Here is a 17,196-nt window from a genome sequence, read left to right on the forward strand (position 1 = left end):
TGTGTCTGACGCAGGCTGTACCCGGTAAGAGCGCGGGTACGTTTGCAACGGGCAAATATTCATCGGCATCGACGCCATAATACTGAGATACATACTTTGGAAGATGCAGTGAATCGTATTGATCGTATCAATAGCTGCTATATGTTTTGCGCGAGTGTTTCTGCGGCGCAACATTCTTGATGATGTAAAAAAAGTATGTTTGCGGCGCGCAGGGGTAACACGTTTCATTGCACTGACGAACAACTTACTTGTCCGTTTCCTGTCAATGCGCCGCTGTTTTGAACGGATTGACGAACATTCAGACATCCAGTTGCACCGCTTCCGTTCCCTTCGCTGGAACCGCGCAGCACATCAATGCTTCCCCCGCAGGAAGTGGAAATTCCGGATGCCGTTCGTAGGTCACTGCCCCTTGCACAATTTTTGCCCGGCATGACCCGCAGGAACCGTTTCGGCAACCGAACGGGGGCGTAAGACCGTTCTCTTCGGCGAGTTCCAAGAGCGACCCGGCGTCCGGGTTCCAGAGCGCTTTCTTGTTGGAGGCGTTGAACGTAACGGTGACGGATTCCGTGGCCACCGGTTCGAGTGCCGCGAGCGGCGGGGTGTCATCGCGGCTGCGTTGCAGGCTCGAGGGGCCAAAGGCCTCCGCATGAATACGTCCGTCGTTGATGTCCAGCGCGCGCAGGCGGTCGTACATCTGCTGCATGAATCCTTGAGGGCCGCACAGGTAGAAGTCGTAATCGTCGAACGGCAGCTTTTCACGCAACAGGTCGATGCTGAGTCGGCCTTCGTGTTCGTAATCCACGCCGTGCTCCGCCTCGGTGACGTCACTCAAGGCACGCACGTAATTGAGCTTGCCGTTGGCGGCGGTGACCAGGCCGGCGAACTCTTCCTGAAAGGCCAGTTGTGTTTTGTTTGAGGCCGACTGAAACACCCACGTACGGCGCCAGAGCAGCGTGCGAATGCCTTCCTGGACCAAGTGGCGGGCCATGGCCAGCGACGGGGTCACGCCGACCCCCGCTGCCAGAAACACCACCGAGCGGCGCGCCAGATGATCCACCGTGAAGGCGCCGGACGGCGCAAGGGCTTCAAGCCTGTCGCCGACGCGAAGGGTGTCGTGCAAGTGGCTGGAGACTGCGCCGTCGCGCTTGACGCTGATGCGCAGTGCGTCGTCTCGCGGGGCGTTCGACAGGGTGTAAGTGCGCAGCAGCGGTGCGTCCTGCCCCGGGAGGGTCACGCGGATTGGCAAGTGTTGCCCCGCCAGGTGTGTCGGCGTGCCCACACCGTCATCGGGCAAGAGCCGGAACGAGCGAATGCTCGCGCTTTCGTCGTCGATCCCGATCACGCGGTACGGTCGCCACGTCCGTTTCAATTCGGCCGCTTTCAGGCGCATTTCCATGTCGTCCCAACTGCCGGTCATCAGCACATTGGGCGACATGCCGCCTTCGATTTCTTCCCAATGCAGGGGCAGCCCGCGAGGGCGACGGATCACCTGTTCGGGAAAGAAGTGCCACATGCGTTCGGCGCCGGCGAAGGCCTGGGTTTCAGGCGAATCGATGATGACCTCTGAGCGCCCGGTCAGGTGCATCAGGTCGCCGCTGTGCATGTCGACGAATACCAGCCCGGCCCTCGGGTTCAGCAGCATGTTGCCCAAGGTGTTGAAGAACAGATTGCCGTTGAATTCGGGCACCGTGAGCCTGCCGTTTTCGTCGACCCGCACGAAGCCGGGTTTGCCGCCACGATGGGACACGTCGACGTGGCGTTTGCCGTCGCGCTCCACGTAAGACGCGACAAAGAAGGCGTCCGCTGAAGTGATCATGGCGATGTCATCGGCGCTCAAGGTGTCGGACTGGCTCACCTGGCCGGGGGGCGCGTCGCTGAACACGAAACGACGCAATTGAATGTAGCGGGGGCAATGGCCGTAGGTCTGGGTTGGGTCGATTTCGAAGCCGCTGTTGTCGATGCGCTTCACGAAACCGTTGAGGCGGTTGCGGCGCCGGGTGTGCATTTCGATGCCAAGCATGGCGATGCCGTCGCCGTCTTCCATGCCTGCGTCGGCCGGGTCGGCAGGTTCCCGGGGCAGGTCGAACACCAGGCGTCTGGGGTCCGGCGACTGAGCGAAACCGGGCTGGGCTGCGCGCAAGGTCGCCCACGGGTGACCCTGCGGATCGACACAGCCGAACACCACGAACGGCAACTGTGCGTAAAACTCGCGGTGTTGATCAGGCAGCCAGTTGCGGGACATCTGCATCTTGCCCGCCTTGACCATTTGCTCGACGGCGCCAACGCTGCGTTGCAGGCGCAATTCGCCTTCGTTCCAGGGGGAGGTTTCTGTGTCTTCCTGAGGTTTGTCCATGACACGGATTCCGACAACTGAGACGGATATCGTCCTACAAGATATTTCTGTACAGAACCCGCTCGTATCTCAATTCATTGTTTCGCAGGCTGAAATGATGCAAAGAGATGCAACAGCGTACTGCCATGTCGTTCTGCCTGCGGGCGCGTCACCTCAAGCCTTTTGCCTCGAACAGCTCGACCAGCCATTCGACGAAAACCCGCACCCGCGCGCTGAGGTGGCGGTTGGGCGAGTACACGATGTAGATCGGATTGGGTTCCAGGGACCAGTCGTCCAGCACTTGAACCAGCGCGCCGGATTCAAGGTGCGGATCGGCCATGAAACGGGGTGTCTGCAACACGCCCATGCCCGCGAGGGCGGCGGCGAGCAGGGCATTGGAATCGTTGACTGACACGAAGTAATGGCCATCGATGGAAATACGCTGGTCGCCATTGACGAATATTTCCGGCCTGCGCTGATGGGTGCCCGCAAAAAAATAGCGAACCAGATGATGGTCCTTTTCCAGATCGTGTGGGTGCAGGGGCGTTCCATACGCCGCGAGGTAACCGGGCGTCGCGCAGGTCACGAACGAAAGGCTGCCCAGGCGCCGGGCAATCAGCGAAGGATCGTTCAACGCGCCGCCGCGAATCACACAGTCCACTCGATCCCCCAGCAAGTCCACGGGGCGGTCGCTCACGCCGATGTCCAGCTGCAAATCCGGGTAGCGTTGCTGAAAGTCCGGAAGGGCGGGGAGCACCAGCATGCACGCCATGGTCGCGCCCATGTCGACGCGCAATCGGCCGTGAGGGCGAGCTTGGGCGCTAGCCACATCGGACTCGGCTTCCAGCCATTGATCGATCACCCGGACCATACGTTCGTAGTAAGCCGTGCCGTCATTGGTCAGTGAGACGCGTCGCGTGGTGCGGTTGAGCAGCGTCACCCGCAGGTGGCTTTCCTGCGACTGAATGTGCTTGGTGACAGTGTTGCGCGGCAGGTCCAAGGCCTGCGCCGCCTTGACGAAACTTCCCGCTTCCACGACCTGAATGAAGGCTTTTACAGCATTGAAATAGTCCACGCGGCCCGCTCCGGTGACGATGAGTGCACGCATTATTAGCCCGTTTATAGGAACAGTGGTGTTGTTTACGAGAGGTTTATCCATCAATCACGTTCTCATACATTGATTTCACCCCATTACGCGATCCAGTCGGATGGCACTCAGAGGAGATCAATCAATGACTCAACACCTTCAGGGCAAAGTGGCACTGGTGACCGGCGGCTCCCGTGGCATTGGCGCGGCCATCGCCCGACGCCTCGCTGCAGACGGCGCCCATGTGGCGTTCAGCTACGCGAAATCCCGTGAGCAAGCGCAACAGGTCGTCACCGACATCGAGCGTCACGGCGTGAAGGCGCTGGCGATCCAGGCTGATCAAGGCGATGCCGCCCAAGTCACCGCATTGGTCAAACAGGTCCATCAACACTTCGGCCGTCTCGACATTCTGGTCAACAGCGCGGGCGTGTTCGTCACCGGTCCTGTCGATGATCCGCAGGCGGATATCGCAGGGTTCAACCGCCAGCAGGCCGTGAACATCGGCGGCGTGGTGTCCGCTGTGCGCGCTGCGGCGGGCTTGATCAGTGACGGCGGTCGCATCATTTCCGTGGGCACCACTGGCGCTGATCGCATTCCGTTTCCGGGTGCTGCCGATTATGTGGCGACCAAGGCCGCTGTCGCGGCGTACACCCGTGGCTGGGCGCGGGATCTGGGGCCGCGCAACATCACCGTCAATACGGTCCAGCCGGGGGCGATCAACACCGACATGAACCCTGAAACCGCCGATCACGCGTCGTTTCTCATTGGCCTGACGGCGCTCGGCCGTTACGGTCAACCGGAAGATATCGCCGCCGCCGTGGCCTTCCTTGCCAGCCCGGATGCGTCGTACATCACCGGCGCCACCCTCAACGTCGACGGCGGCCAATCCGCCTGATACGCCTGTGCTTGAGAGACGCCCTTCCTACGGGCGTCCATTTTCCACGTCACGATTGAGCGAGCCTGCCATGACCCAACGCATCCGGATTTATCAACAAGGAGGGCCTTCGGTTCTCCACCCCGAAACGTTCACGCTGGAGACCCTCGGCAGTGATCAGGTGCTGCTGCGCCACGACGCCATCGGCGTGAACTTCGTCGACACGATGTTCAGGGACGGCACCTTCAACGTGCCGTTGCCGTTCACGCCGGGCGTGGAGGGCGCCGGTGTCATCGAAGCCGTGGGCGCGCAGGTCCGGCATTTGAAAGTGGGCGACCGGGTGGGTTATTTCTTCGCCTTGGGTGCCTACGCGGACCGCCGAGTGATCGACGCGAACACGCTGATCAAACTGCCCGACGATGTCTCCAGCGAGCAGGCCGCCGGGCTGTTGGCCAAAGGGCTGACGGCGTGGATGCTGGTCAGGCAGGTGCATGCCCTTCAGGCCGGTGAAACGGTCCTGGTTCAAGGGGCCTCAGGGGGTGTCGGTACGCTGCTCGCCCGGTGGGCCAAATCCATCGGTGCCACCGTCATCGCGACGGCGGGGTCCGCCGAGAAAGCGCGAATCATCGAAGGCTGGGGGCTCGATCACGTCCTGCGTTCGGATGAACCTGAACTGGCTGAGCGGATCAAGGCCGCGAATGGCGGGGCAGGCGTCGATGTGGTGTATGACCTGGTAGGGCAGGCCACACTGTCGGCTTCGGTCAGCGCATTGTGCGACGGCGGGCACTTGGTTCACGTCGGCAATGCGTCAGGCGCTGGCGTGGCAGACATGGCCGTGTTGGCCGCGCGCGGGATTCGCTACGTGAAACCCTCAACGCCGCAGTACGTCAACCCGCAGAATCAGGACAGCGCCGCCGCTGAACTGTTCGAGCGCTTCAGGGCAGGCGCATTGGGGCCGCTCCCACTGGCCCGGTATCGACTGGATGAGGCGGCCTTGGCCCATCAGGCCATCGCCGCGCGTAAACATTCGGGGTCGATTCTGCTGATTCCGTGAGCGGGGATAGCATTCAAGGGCCACGGGGTTACCTGATGCACAGGCGACCCGGTGGTCCATTGAGTCGACGGGGAGGGGTGTGCAGACCGCGATCTATTGCGCTTTGAACGGCCTGATCGACAGGCAAATCGACAGAATTTCTGCCTCGCCCTCATCGCCAGACACGAAGGCGTGGCGCATGGTGCTGTCGATGTACGAGCTGTCGCCCACGTTCAGCGTCAGCGGCGCGTAGTGTTCGGTGTGGAAAATCAGCACGCCCTTGAGCACGAAGATGAATTCTTCGCCGTCGTGCAGGCTCCAGTCTTCGATCGGCGGCACGTCGTGATTCCGGATGGTCATGCGCAGCGGCACCATGACCTTGGATTTCAATGCCGACGAGTGCACGCGGTAATCGTAGAAGGGCGTGCTGAACAGCTCGGCATCCTCTGCCTTGGTCGAGATGAGGCGGGCCATGACGGCCTGGGGCTGGAGCCCCGACGCCCCGTCCATGATGTCGACGAAGTTCATTTGCAGGCAGCGGGCAATGCTCAGCAGCGTGTCGAAACTGGGGCGTGACTGACCTTTTTCGATTTTCGAGATTGCCGCGATCGACACCCCGCTGCGCTGGCTGAGCTCCTCCAGCGTCCAGCCGCGCGCATTGCGCTGAGCCTTGATCTCAACGCCTAGCAGGGGGTCAGCCTTGGGTTTGACAGGGATCTTGCTCAAACTGTGGTCTCCGGGGGTTCAGCCAAGGCAACGGTCCAGAACGTCCGCAATCAATGCTTCAACTCTGGGCTGGGCCTCTTCGACCCTCGCGGCGGCAGTATAAAGGAGTTCCTCGATGTCGACCTTGCGGTTGATCAGCGACTCGCGATTGATCTCGACCCAGCCGTTGATGATGCCCACGTCGACCTCGGGGTGAAACTGCATGCCCACGGTGTTGCCTTTCTGGAAACCCTGGATCGACGTGCCTGCGCTCGCCAGCTTCTGTGCGCCTTTCGGCAGGTTGAAGTTGTCGCCGTGCCAGCGGAACCACGGGCCTGCCCACAGCTCATCGATGGCGTCGTCGTTGATCAACCAGCCGGTGTCGCGATAACCCATTGGCTTGACTTCGGAGCCATGGGCGGCGGCAAGCATCTGCGCGCCGAAACAGATGCCCATGATGGGTTTTTCGAGGGCGATCAGTTTTTTAGTGAATTCAAGCTCTTCTGCGGTCCAGGGAATGTGCGTTTCATACACGCCGGTGGGCGAGCCGAGCAGCACGAAAATATCACCTGAATCGGGATCGATGTCGTCGAAAGACGCCGTTCGGGCATCGATCGTGTGCAGCTCGAACCCGTGTAGATCACGCAGGATAGGGCCGACCAGGCCAATCCCCGTGTCTGGAGAGTGCTGAATGACAATGGCTTTCATGTGGTGGCAGTCCAAAAAGGTGTTGAAGATTTATATTTTTTTATGCTGTTCGAACGCGTCGTGCTGGTGCAGCGTTTGCCGGCGCGAGGTGTCGACCGAGACGCGAAAGACGTCCTGGCGGTGGTAATGACCGGTCGGGTCGAAGTTCTGGCGTTCTTCCCGGACACGGCCCACGTCGGCGTCGAACGAGATGATCTGTTCGCGACCGTCTTCGGCCTGCGCAACCACGCGGCCAGAAGGGTCGACGATGCAGGAACCGCCGGTGAAGATGACGTCCACGCCGTCATCCTTGAGCTGGTCATAGAAGGCGAAATCCTTGGGCACGTCCGACAGCGACAGGATGCCGCTGGAACTGATGACCCAGACCCGGCCCTCGGTGGCGATCATCTGGCCCGCGTTCTTGATCGCGGACGCATTGCCCGGCCACACGCTGACGTGAACGTCTTCGCCTTGTGCATAGAGGGCGAAGCGCGCCAGGGGCATCCAGTTCTCCCAGCAGTTCAGGCCGCCGACCTTGAACTCGCCGAAATCGTGGGCCTGCAAGCCGTTGCCGTCCCCCGGCGCCCAGCACAGGCGCTCGTCGTAGGTCGGAACCAGCTTTCGATGGACGCTGACGATGCCCCGCTCGGGGTGAATTGCCACCAGTGAGCAGTAGATCGAGCCACGGCCTTCACGGATGCCGCGCTCGTTGATGCCCAGGTAAACGCCGACGCCATAATCACGACTGGCCTCGGCAATCAAATTCATTTCATGGCCGGGGACTTCGACGGCCGCTTCCAGAAACTGCGAGTACGCGCGTTTCTGCAGCGGGTCGTCGAAGGCCGATCCATTGGTGCGGCATAACCAGAACGGGTAGCCGCTCAGAAACGACTCTGAGAACACCAGGAGTTCAATACCCTGTTCGCTCGCTTCCTTGATCGCCTGAATCACGATCTGGGCGGTCCTGGCTCGGTCGAGCCAGGCTGGCCGCAACTGCGCTGCGCCGATTTTCATGTGTGACCTCCTGGTGTGCTGGAGTTTTTTGAGTAGGTTTCCGAGCGGCTATCGCTCAATCAGTACATTTCGAAGTATTCGTTCTGTTCCCAATCGGTGACCGCGGACAGGAAGCGGTTGGCTTCGAATTCTTTCAGCAGCGTCAGGTAGTTGTGGAACACCGGCCCCAGTTCCTGCTTGAGCACGTCGCTCTGTTTGAACGAAACGATGGCTTCCATCAGGCTCATCGGCAGTTGCGGACGGTCGGCCAGGTAGGCTGCTTTCACTGCTTCACCCGGGTTGATCTTGTTCGCGATGCCGTTGCGGCCTGCGATGATCTGCGACGCGATGTAAAGGTACGGGTTGGCGGTCGGCTCACCCACACGGTTTTCGATACGGGATGCCTTGTCGTGATGGCCGCCGATCGAGCGCAGCATGGAACCGCGGTTTTCGTGTGCCCAGGAGGCTTTGTTCGGCGCGAAGCCATCCGGACGGTGACGCTTGTAGCCGTTGACGGTTGGCGTGGTCAGCAGGGCAGTGCCTGCCGCGTTGGCCAGCAGACCGCCCATGTAGTTCATGCCCAGTGGCGACAACGGACCGGCTTCGCCTTCCTCAGCCATGAAGACGTTGCGACCGTTGTTGTCCACGACAGACTGGTGCATGTGCCAGCCGCTAGGGAACACGTTGGCCACTTTCGGGATGGCCATGAAGCTGGCGTGCAGACCGTTGCGACGGCACAGCTGCTTGACCGCCGAGCGGAACAGCAGCGCCGCGTCGGCTGCTTCCATTGCAGGCAGCGGGTTGAAGGTCACTTCGCACTGGCCAGGGCCCCATTCGTCTTCGAGGGTCGCCAGTGGCAGGCCGAGCTTCTGCACGTTCTCGTGAATGAACGAGAGCAGGCCTTCGACTTCGTCGCCGCGGGTTTCGGTGAGGTACTGGTAGCCGTGCTGAATCATCGAGACTTCAGGCGGCGTGGCCGGGTTGCCGCAGTTTTCCGGGGCCAGTTTCGGGTCCAGCAGCTTGAAGACGTAGAACTCGAACTCCAGGCCCACGACCATGTTCAGGCCGTCGCCTTTGAGTTTGGCGATCTGGTCGCGAAGGATCTGGCGCGTCGAGAACGGGCAAGGCTTGCCGTTGGAGAGGTACGCGTCGCTCAGGCACCAACCGGTGTCCTTGACCCATGGAAGCACGCGGAACGTGGTCGGGTCCGGGACCAGGATGCCGTCCGGCAAGCCGATCATTTCTGGCACACCCAAGGCGTTCTCGGCGCCGAATGGCGGGACGATCGGGTGGTTGGTGGGGTCGAAGATCGTCGTTACCAGCTGGAAGTCCTTGCCGCTGTGAAGAGCGGTTTTGAATTCTTCTACGGTGATCGTTTTCCCGCGAACGATACCGTGCTGATCACCCCATCCCAGCCGAATAAAACGGAGTCCTTCCTTATCGATACGTTGGATGACGTCGTCCGCAGCGCGGGTCATCTCTTCGGTCCAAAGGTTGTGACGTTTGATGAAGTGAGCTCTTTCAGTAGACATATCTGGCCTCATTCTTTTTCTGATGATTTTGCTGGCTAGGACATATGCGCTTGTAACGGTAGCTGTCCCCTGAATCGCAGGGGGCAATTTCAAAGTACACCTGTTTTTTCTTTTGCGCGAGAAATTTATTGCTGTTATGTTTCTTTGGCGTCTGTTTTTCTCCTAAACGAAAAAAAGAAAAGAGGGTAAAACGTATGTCTCCAATACTCGCAACCGCAATTGGCGTGGGCATCCTGGGAGGGGTGGCGTCCTGGTTTTTTCTCAGTGTCGGCACGATTCTCTTATGGGCCGCGTTTGTCGCATGGGCGTCGTACTTCGCCGTTGGCGGTGACACTCGCGCCATCTGGCTCAACCTGACGTCGAACGCATTTGGCGTGCTGGTCGCGTGGATCGTCGCGCTGCTGGCATTGACCAGTCCTGCCGCCACGCTCGGCGCACCCCTGTGGGTCGGTTTGCTCGTCGCCGGCAGCGTCTTCCTCTACATCATGGCGTCGCGTTTTTCGGCATTCTCGTCGGTCCCGGCGGCCACGCTCGGTTACGCCACGACCTTCGCCTATATCAGCCAGACGCCCGGTGCGTTCGCGTACCCGGCATTGTTGTCGGCTGGCTTTCAGAACGTGCTGTTGCTGGTCATCGTCTCGATGTCCATCGGCACCGCGTTCGCGTTTGGGTCTGCCAGGCTGTCGGCCGCTTTGACCCGTTCGGCATAACCGCAGGAAAACGCCGTGGCGGGTTCCCGGACGCGCCACGGCACCTCATAAAAAACCTCTTCACCTGCTGGAGACTGTCATGACGAACACCTGGAAAACCGCACGCCGATCCCTGTATTACGCGGGCGCCCCTGAGCCGGAAGATCCCGTGCTCGAAAAAGGCAAAGTCGCGCTGCTGATCATCGATGTGCAGAACACCTACCTGGAGCGTCCTGATCCTGCGACCCTCGACGACGCCGAGCGCGCCCGTTTCGATGCCTGGACGCCGTTTCATGAGCGGATGCATGCAACCGTCATTCCGAATCTGGAAAAACTGATCGGCGCGTTTCGCGGTGCGGACCTCGATGTCCTGTTCGCCCGCATTGCCTGCCTGACCCCCGAGGGCCGCGACCGCTCGCTAAGCCAGAAGAAACCGGGCTGGAACAACCTGCTGTTGCCCGCGAACGAGCATGCCTCCCAAGTCATCGACCGCCTTGCACCGGCCTCGGACGAAATCGTGGTGCTGAAGACCACCGACAGCGCCCTGACCGGCACCAACTTGCGGCTGATCCTGAACAACCTCGGCATCACCCACGTCGTGTGCGCGGGCCTGTTCACCGACCAGTGCGTGGCGTCCACTGTGCGCAGTCTTGCCGACGAAAGCTTCGACGTGATCGTGATCGACGACGCCAGTGCGGCAGGCAGCCTTGAGTTGCACAACCAGGAGCTGGCGATCATGAACATGATCTACTGCAACGTGATGAACACCGATGAGCTGTTGGGCTACCTTCCTCGGTCTTGAGCGGTAGTGACCCTTTGAGCGAGGCGCAGCATGCGAATCCACGTCACGTTCAACGACCGCGTCGGCATCACCCAGGAAGTCCTGGCCCTGCTCGGCGCGCGTCACCTCAATCTGGACGCGGTGGAGATGATTCCACCCAACGTTTATATCGATGCCCCCGACCTGTGCCAGACCGTGCTCGACGAACTCAACTTCGCGCTGTTGCGCATCGAGGGCGTCAAGGCCGTGGAGTTGGTGGACCTGCTGCCGGGGCAGCGTCGGCGCTTGCAGCTCGACGCGTTGCTGGCGGCGATGAGTGATCCGGTGCTGGCGGTCGATCCCGGCGGCTATGTGCTGCTGGCCAACCCCAAGCTGGTCAGTTTGTATGGCCGGGACCCGACGGGGGAGCCGCTGTCGAACCTGTTTCCCGCGCCGGACCTGGCGAAGTCGCTGGTCGACAAGGGCTTTCGCCTGCCCATGTGCGAGGTCTGTTTCAACGGGCAGGATTTGCTGCTCGATGCCACGCCCATCACCGGCGCTGCGCAACGCGCGCGCTTTCTCGCGGGCGGCCTGTTGACCCTCTATCCCCCCAGTCGCATCGGCGAACGCTTGGCCTCCCTGCATCACGATCACGCAGAAGGGCTCGACGCGCTGCTGGGGAATTCTCCGGCCCTCGGGCAGCTCAAGACCCGCTTGCAGAAAGTCGCGGGCCTCGATGCCGCGTTGCTGATTCAAGGTGAAACCGGCACCGGTAAAGAGCTGGTCGCGCGTGCCTGCCATGCCTTGAGCACGCGTCGGGACGCGCCGTTTCTGGCGCTGAACTGCGCCGCGCTGCCGGAGAGCCTGGCCGAGAGCGAATTGTTCGGTTACGCCGCCGGGGCCTTCACCGGCGCGCAGCGGGGCGGCAAGCCGGGGCTGCTGGAGTTGTCGGATCGCGGCACGGTGTTCCTTGATGAAGTGGGGGAAATGTCGCCTTATTTGCAGGCCAAGCTGTTGCGCTTCCTCAACGACGGCTGCTTTCGGCGGGTGGGGGGCGACCGTGAAGTGCACGTCAGCGTGCGCGTGGTGTGCGCCACTCACCGCAATCTGGAGCGGATGGTGGCGGAGGGCACTTTTCGCGAGGACCTTTACTACCGACTCAATGTGCTCAACCTCCTCGTTCCGGCGCTGCGCGAACGCGGCCTGGACATCCTGCTGCTGGCCGAGCATTTCCTGCGTCAGGCTTGCGAGCAGATTCAGCGTTCACCTTGCCGACTGGCGTCCTCGACCCATTCGGTGCTGATGGGCAATCGATGGGCCGGCAACGTGCGGCAGTTGCAGAACGTCATCTTTCGCGCGGCGGCGATCTGTGAAGACGACGTGATCGACTGCGACGGGCTCGAACTGGCAGGCACCGAACTGGTGAGCCAGAAAGCCGATGCGGGCGGCGTGGTCAGCCTGGAAGCCGCCGTCCAGGATTTCGAAAAGTCGCTGCTGGAAACCCTCTACCTGGCCTACCCGTCGACTCGCCAACTGGCCGTGCGGCTGCAAACGTCCCACACCGCCATTGGCCAACGGCTGCGCAAATACGGGATCGGCGGTCGCTAGCCTTCGCCTTTCAGCGTGGCGGTTCGATAGCGTTCCACTGGACCGATTTCGCTCCATGCGCCTGCTCGTCGTGTGTGCCGTGGTGCTGGCGGGTCAACGTGCACGTTTGCTCGCCGAGCTGGAACGGTATCGATCCAGGGCGTCGAAAAGGATCTTCGCTAAATATCGCAACTCATTGAAATTAATGGCAAATAATCGATTGGCATTGCCCTTGCTCTAGTCCTTTGTGCCAGCCCCACCACCGGGGCGCCCCATAACAAGAGGAATACCGATGAGCACGCTGCGTTTTACTGCCGAGCATGAATGGTTGCGTCTGGAAACTTCCGGCGAACTCACGGTGGGCATCACCGCCTTTGCCCAGGAAGCACTGGGTGACGTGGTGTTCGTGCAATTGCCGGAGCTGGGTCGATTCGCGGAAGGGGATGAGGTCGCCGTGCTGGAGTCAGTGAAAGCCGCGAGCAATATCAGCATGCCGCTGACCGGCGAGGTGGTGGCGGTCAACGAGGCGCTCTCCGACGAACCGGAGATCGTCAACGCATCGCCAATGGACGAGGGCTGGTTCTTCCGCATTCGCATCGACAACCTCGGCGCCTTCGAGGACTTGATGGACCAGGACGCCTACGCGCATTTCCTGGCCGAAAACGCCTGAAGCGGGGATCGACATGAGCACGCCAAAGACACCGCTGAATACCGACAACGAATTCATTGTCCGCCACATCGGGCCGCGCGATCAGGACGTTGCGACGATGCTGGCGCTGACCGGTCACGACGCCCTCGACGCACTGATCGACAGCGTCATTCCGCCGAGCATCAAGGGCACCAGCGTGCTTGAGCTGTCAGCGGGGCAGGGCGAAGCCGAGGCGTTGGCGGCGATCAAAGCCATCGCGGGCAAAAACAGGCTGCTGCGCAACCACATCGGCCAAGGCTACTACCCGTGTCTGACCCCGGCACCCATCCTGCGCAACCTGCTGGAAAACCCGGCCTGGTACACCGCGTACACCCCGTATCAGCCGGAGATTTCTCAGGGTCGGCTGGAAGCGCTGCTGAATTTTCAGACGCTGATCAGTGACCTGACCGGCATGGACATCGCCAACGCGTCGCTGCTCGATGAAGCGACCGCCGCCGCCGAAGCCATGACGTTTTGCAAGCGCCTGGCCAAAAACAAAGCCCCGGCGTTTTTCGTGTCGCACCACTGCCACCCACAGACCCTCGACGTGCTGCGCACCCGTGCCGAGCCGTTGAACATTGAAGTGGTCATCGGTGATGAAACCGAACTGGAGCAGCAGGGGCTCGACGGCTATTTCGGCCTGCTGCTGCAATACCCGGCCAGCACCGGCGCCATCGTCGATCATCATTCGTTGGTGCAACGCGCCCATCAGGCCGGGGCATTGGTGGCTGTCGCCGCCGACCTGCTGGCACTGACTTTACTGACCCCGCCGGGCGAATTCGATGCCGACGTGGCGCTGGGCAGCGCCCAACGGTTTGGCGTGCCGTTAGGGTTCGGTGGGCCCCATGCGGCGTACTTCGCCACCCGGGATGCCTTCAAGCGCGACATGCCGGGGCGGCTGGTGGGCATCTCCGTCGACCGGCACGGCAAACCGGCGCTGCGTCTGGCGATGCAAACCCGCGAGCAACACATTCGTCGCGAGAAAGCCACGAGCAACATCTGCACCGCCCAAGTGCTGCTGGCCAATATCGCGAGCATGTACGCCGTCTACCACGGGCCGAAAGGTCTGACCGCCATTGCCCGACGGGTCCATCGGCTGACGTCGATTCTGGCCCAGGGCCTGACGCGGTTGGGGCATCGGGTCGAGCAGGCGCACTTCTTCGACACCCTCAGCGTGGTGCCGACCCTGCCGGTGGACACGGTGCACAAAATGGCGACAGCCACCGGTATCAACCTGCGAATAATCGACGCCATACGGGTCGGCATTTCGCTGGACGAAACCTGTGAACAGGCCAGTGTGGAAGCGCTGTGGGGCGTGTTCGCGACTCAAGGCCAATCGCTGCCGGATTTCGCCGCCCTGGCAGCGACCGCTGGTGATGGCCTGCCGTTGTCGTTGCTGCGGGAGTCGCCGATCCTCAAGCACGAGGTGTTCAACCGCTATCACTCTGAAACCGAGCTGATGCGCTACCTGCGACGCCTGGCCGACAAGGACCTGGCGCTCGACCGCACGATGATCCCGCTGGGGTCGTGCACCATGAAGCTCAACGCCGCCAGCGAGATGATCCCGATCACTTGGCCGGAATTCGGTGCCGTGCACCCGTTTGCGCCCGCCGACCAGACGCAGGGTTATCAACAGCTGATCAAGGAGCTGGAGGCCCTGCTGTGCGCCGCCACGGGGTACGACGCCATGTCGTTGCAGCCCAACGCCGGTTCACAGGGCGAATACGCCGGGCTGCTCGCGATTCGTGCGTATCACGCCAGCCGTGGTGAGTCGAACCGCGACATCTGCCTGATCCCGTCATCGGCCCACGGCACCAATCCGGCGACCGCCAACATGGTCGGCATGCGCGTGATCGTCACGGCCTGCGACGCACGGGGCAACGTCGATATCGAAGACCTGCGTGCCAAGGCCATCGAGCACCGCGAGCGCCTCGCTGCGCTGATGGTGACGTACCCCTCGACCCACGGCGTGTTCGAGGAAGGCATCCGCGAGATCTGCGGCATCATTCATGACAACGGCGGCCAGGTGTACATCGACGGCGCCAACATGAACGCGATGGTCGGCCTTTGCGCACCGGGCAAATTTGGCGGCGACGTGTCCCACCTGAACCTGCACAAAACCTTCTGCATCCCTCATGGCGGCGGCGGGCCGGGCGTCGGTCCGATTGGGGTGAAGGCGCACTTGGCGCCGTTCCTGCCAGGGCATGAAACCCTCGGGCGCAAACAGGGCGCGGTCAGCGCGGCCCCGTTCGGCAGCGCGAGCATCCTGCCGATCACCTGGATGTACCTGCGCATGATGGGCGGCGAAGGGCTCAAGCGTGCCTCGCAACTGGCGATTCTCAGCGCCAACTACATCGCCCGTCGACTGGAGGCGCACTACCCGGTGTTGTACAGCGGCGAAAACGGTCTGGTGGCCCACGAATGCATCCTCGACCTGCGCCCGCTCAAGGAGTCCAGCGGCATCACGGTCGAGGACGTTGCCAAGCGCCTGATCGACTTCGGTTTCCACGCGCCGACCATGTCGTTTCCGGTGGCGGGGACCTTGATGGTCGAACCCACGGAAAGCGAATCGCTGGAAGAGCTGGACCGGTTCTGCGAAGCGATGATCTGCATTCGTGAGGAAATCCGCGCCGTGGAAAACGGCGGGCTCGATCCCCACGACAACCCGCTGAGAAACGCGCCGCACACGGCTGCTGAACTGATCCGCGAATGGCCCCATTGCTACAGCCGGGAACTGGCGGTGTACCCGCTCCAATCCTTGCGCGACAGCAAATACTGGCCGCCGGTGGGTCGGGTCGACAACGTGTACGGCGACCGAAACCTGGCCTGTGCCTGTCCGCCGCTGTCTTCCTACCAGGATGCTTGAAAACGGTGCCCGGACCCGTTCCGGGCACTCATGAATTGCGCTGAGTCCACTCAAACAAAAAAGGAAACGCACCATGTTCCACAGAAGCCTGACCCTGTCCGATTTCGACCCTGCGCTCAGCGATGCCATCGATCGCGAAATCAAGCGCCAGGAAGACCACATCGAACTGATCGCCTCGGAGAACTACACCAGCCCGCAAGTGATGCAGGCCCAGGGCACCGAGCTGACCAACAAGTACGCCGAGGGTTACCCCGGCAAGCGCTACTACGGTGGCTGTGAGCACGTCGATGTGGTGGAACAGCTGGCGATTGACCGCGCCAAGCAACTGTTCGGCGCCGGTTATGCCAACGTTCAGCCGCACTCCGGCTCGTCCGCCAACAGCGCCGTTTACCTCGCCCTGTTGCAAGCCGGCGACACCCTTCTGGGCATGAGCCTGGCCCACGGTGGCCACCTGACCCACGGCGCAAAAGTGTCATCCTCCGGCAAGCTTTACAACGCCGTTCAGTACGGCATCGACACCCGAACTGGCTTGATCGATTACGACGAAGTCGAGCGTCTGGCGGTTGAGCACAAACCGAAAATGATCGTCGCCGGTTTTTCCGCGTATTCGAAAACCCTCGACTTCCCGCGTTTCCGCGCCATTGCCGACAGGGTCGGCGCGTACCTGTTCGTCGACATGGCCCATGTCGCCGGTCTGGTCGCCGCAGGCCTCTATCCCAACCCGCTGCCTTACGCGGACGTCGTGACCACCACCACGCACAAAACCCTGCGCGGGCCCCGTGGCGGGCTGATCCTGGCCAAGGCCAACCCTGACCTTGAGAAGAAGCTCAACGCTGCAGTGTTTCCGGGCGGGCAGGGCGGGCCGTTGATGCACGTGATCGCGGCCAAGGCCGTGTGCTTCAAGGAAGCGCTGGAGCCCGCCTTCCGTGACTATCAGGTGCAAGTCATCAAGAACGCCCAGGCCATGGCTGAGGTGTTCAAACAGCGGGGTTACGACGTGGTGTCGGACGGCACCGACAACCACCTGTTCCTCGTCAGCCTCATTCGTCAGGGCATCACCGGCAAAGACGCCGACGCTGCACTGGGCCGCGCTCACATCACGGTCAACAAAAACGCCGTGCCCAACGATCCTCAGTCGCCGTTCGTGACCTCCGGTTTGCGCATCGGCACGCCAGCGGTCACCACGCGAGGTTTTGAGGTCGCGCAGTGCACGGCATTGGCCAACTGGATCTGCGACATCCTCAACAACCTGGGCGATGCCGAGATGGAGGCCCACGTCGCCCGTCAGGTCAAAGGCCTGTGCGCGTTGTTTCCGGTGTATTCGGCCTGACTCAGCGCCCGGTCAACGGCTGGCCATTGCGGC

14 protein-coding genes are annotated in these 17,196 nt (G+C 61.6%); 8 read left to right on the forward strand and 6 right to left on the reverse strand.

The window, feature by feature from the left end; all coding sequences use genetic code 11:
• Window positions 1-298: 298 nt before the first annotated feature.
• On the reverse strand, window positions 299-2,353 hold the full coding sequence (locus ACWKWE_RS10945; RefSeq protein ID WP_483850519.1) for a 2Fe-2S iron-sulfur cluster-binding protein: 2,055 nt from the start codon (window positions 2,351-2,353) through the stop codon (window positions 299-301).
• Between the two features lie 148 nt (window positions 2,354-2,501).
• Window positions 2,502-3,407, reverse strand: a complete 906-nt coding sequence (locus ACWKWE_RS10950) for a LysR family transcriptional regulator (protein ID WP_483850959.1) — start codon at window positions 3,405-3,407, stop codon at window positions 2,502-2,504.
• 157 nt (window positions 3,408-3,564) lie between these two features.
• Here ACWKWE_RS10950 and ACWKWE_RS10955 point away from each other — a divergent pair, with 157 nt between their 5' ends.
• Entirely contained in the window at window positions 3,565-4,314 is a 750-nt protein-coding gene (locus ACWKWE_RS10955; RefSeq protein ID WP_483850520.1) for an SDR family NAD(P)-dependent oxidoreductase, read from the forward strand.
• 70 nt (window positions 4,315-4,384) lie between these two features.
• Window positions 4,385-5,347 carry a quinone oxidoreductase family protein gene (locus ACWKWE_RS10960; protein WP_483850521.1) on the forward strand — a complete coding sequence of 321 codons (963 nt, stop codon included), beginning with the start codon at window positions 4,385-4,387 and terminating at the stop codon, window positions 5,345-5,347.
• A 93-nt stretch (window positions 5,348-5,440) separates the two neighbouring features.
• Here ACWKWE_RS10960 and ACWKWE_RS10965 read toward each other — a convergent pair whose 3' ends face one another.
• Genes ACWKWE_RS10965 through ACWKWE_RS10980 form a run of 4 tightly spaced genes read right to left on the reverse strand, consistent with a single transcriptional unit; the run spans window position 5,441 to window position 9,243 of the window.
• Entirely contained in the window at window positions 5,441-6,052 is a 612-nt protein-coding gene (locus tag ACWKWE_RS10965) for a helix-turn-helix domain-containing protein (RefSeq protein ID WP_166598202.1), read from the reverse strand.
• An 18-nt stretch (window positions 6,053-6,070) separates the two neighbouring features.
• On the reverse strand, window positions 6,071-6,739 hold the full coding sequence (locus ACWKWE_RS10970; protein WP_166598203.1) for a glutamine amidotransferase-related protein: 669 nt from the start codon (window positions 6,737-6,739) through the stop codon (window positions 6,071-6,073).
• A 30-nt stretch (window positions 6,740-6,769) separates the two neighbouring features.
• Window positions 6,770-7,732, reverse strand: a complete 963-nt coding sequence (locus ACWKWE_RS10975; protein WP_483850522.1) for a carbon-nitrogen hydrolase family protein — start codon at window positions 7,730-7,732, stop codon at window positions 6,770-6,772.
• A gap of 59 nt (window positions 7,733-7,791) precedes the next feature.
• Complete coding sequence (locus ACWKWE_RS10980; protein ID WP_166598205.1) at window positions 7,792-9,243, reverse strand: glutamine synthetase family protein; 1,452 nt, start codon at window positions 9,241-9,243, stop codon at window positions 7,792-7,794.
• 194 nt (window positions 9,244-9,437) lie between these two features.
• Between ACWKWE_RS10980 and ACWKWE_RS10985 the strand changes: the two genes are divergently transcribed.
• The 6 genes from ACWKWE_RS10985 (at window position 9,438) to glyA (ending at window position 17,163) form a co-directional block, all read left to right on the forward strand.
• Window positions 9,438-9,953, forward strand: a complete 516-nt coding sequence (locus tag ACWKWE_RS10985) for a DUF1097 domain-containing protein (protein WP_166598206.1) — start codon at window positions 9,438-9,440, stop codon at window positions 9,951-9,953.
• 79 nt (window positions 9,954-10,032) lie between these two features.
• On the forward strand, window positions 10,033-10,734 hold the full coding sequence (locus tag ACWKWE_RS10990) for a cysteine hydrolase family protein (protein WP_166598207.1): 702 nt from the start codon (window positions 10,033-10,035) through the stop codon (window positions 10,732-10,734).
• Between the two features lie 30 nt (window positions 10,735-10,764).
• Window positions 10,765-12,300, forward strand: a complete 1,536-nt coding sequence (locus ACWKWE_RS10995) for a sigma 54-interacting transcriptional regulator (protein ID WP_483850523.1) — start codon at window positions 10,765-10,767, stop codon at window positions 12,298-12,300.
• 271 nt (window positions 12,301-12,571) lie between these two features.
• Window positions 12,572-12,949 (forward strand): glycine cleavage system protein GcvH, encoded by a 378-nt coding sequence (gcvH, locus tag ACWKWE_RS11000; protein ID WP_166598209.1) that lies wholly within the window; start codon window positions 12,572-12,574, stop codon window positions 12,947-12,949.
• Between the two features lie 13 nt (window positions 12,950-12,962).
• Window positions 12,963-15,833: an aminomethyl-transferring glycine dehydrogenase gene (gene gcvP, locus ACWKWE_RS11005; protein ID WP_483850524.1), complete on the forward strand. Its 2,871-nt coding sequence runs from the start codon at window positions 12,963-12,965 to the stop codon at window positions 15,831-15,833.
• 73 nt (window positions 15,834-15,906) lie between these two features.
• Entirely contained in the window at window positions 15,907-17,163 is a 1,257-nt protein-coding gene (glyA, locus tag ACWKWE_RS11010; protein WP_483850525.1) for a serine hydroxymethyltransferase, read from the forward strand.
• Window positions 17,164-17,196: the final 33 nt, after the last annotated feature.

The sequence above is a fragment of the Pseudomonas salicis genome, from assembly GCF_057128705.1.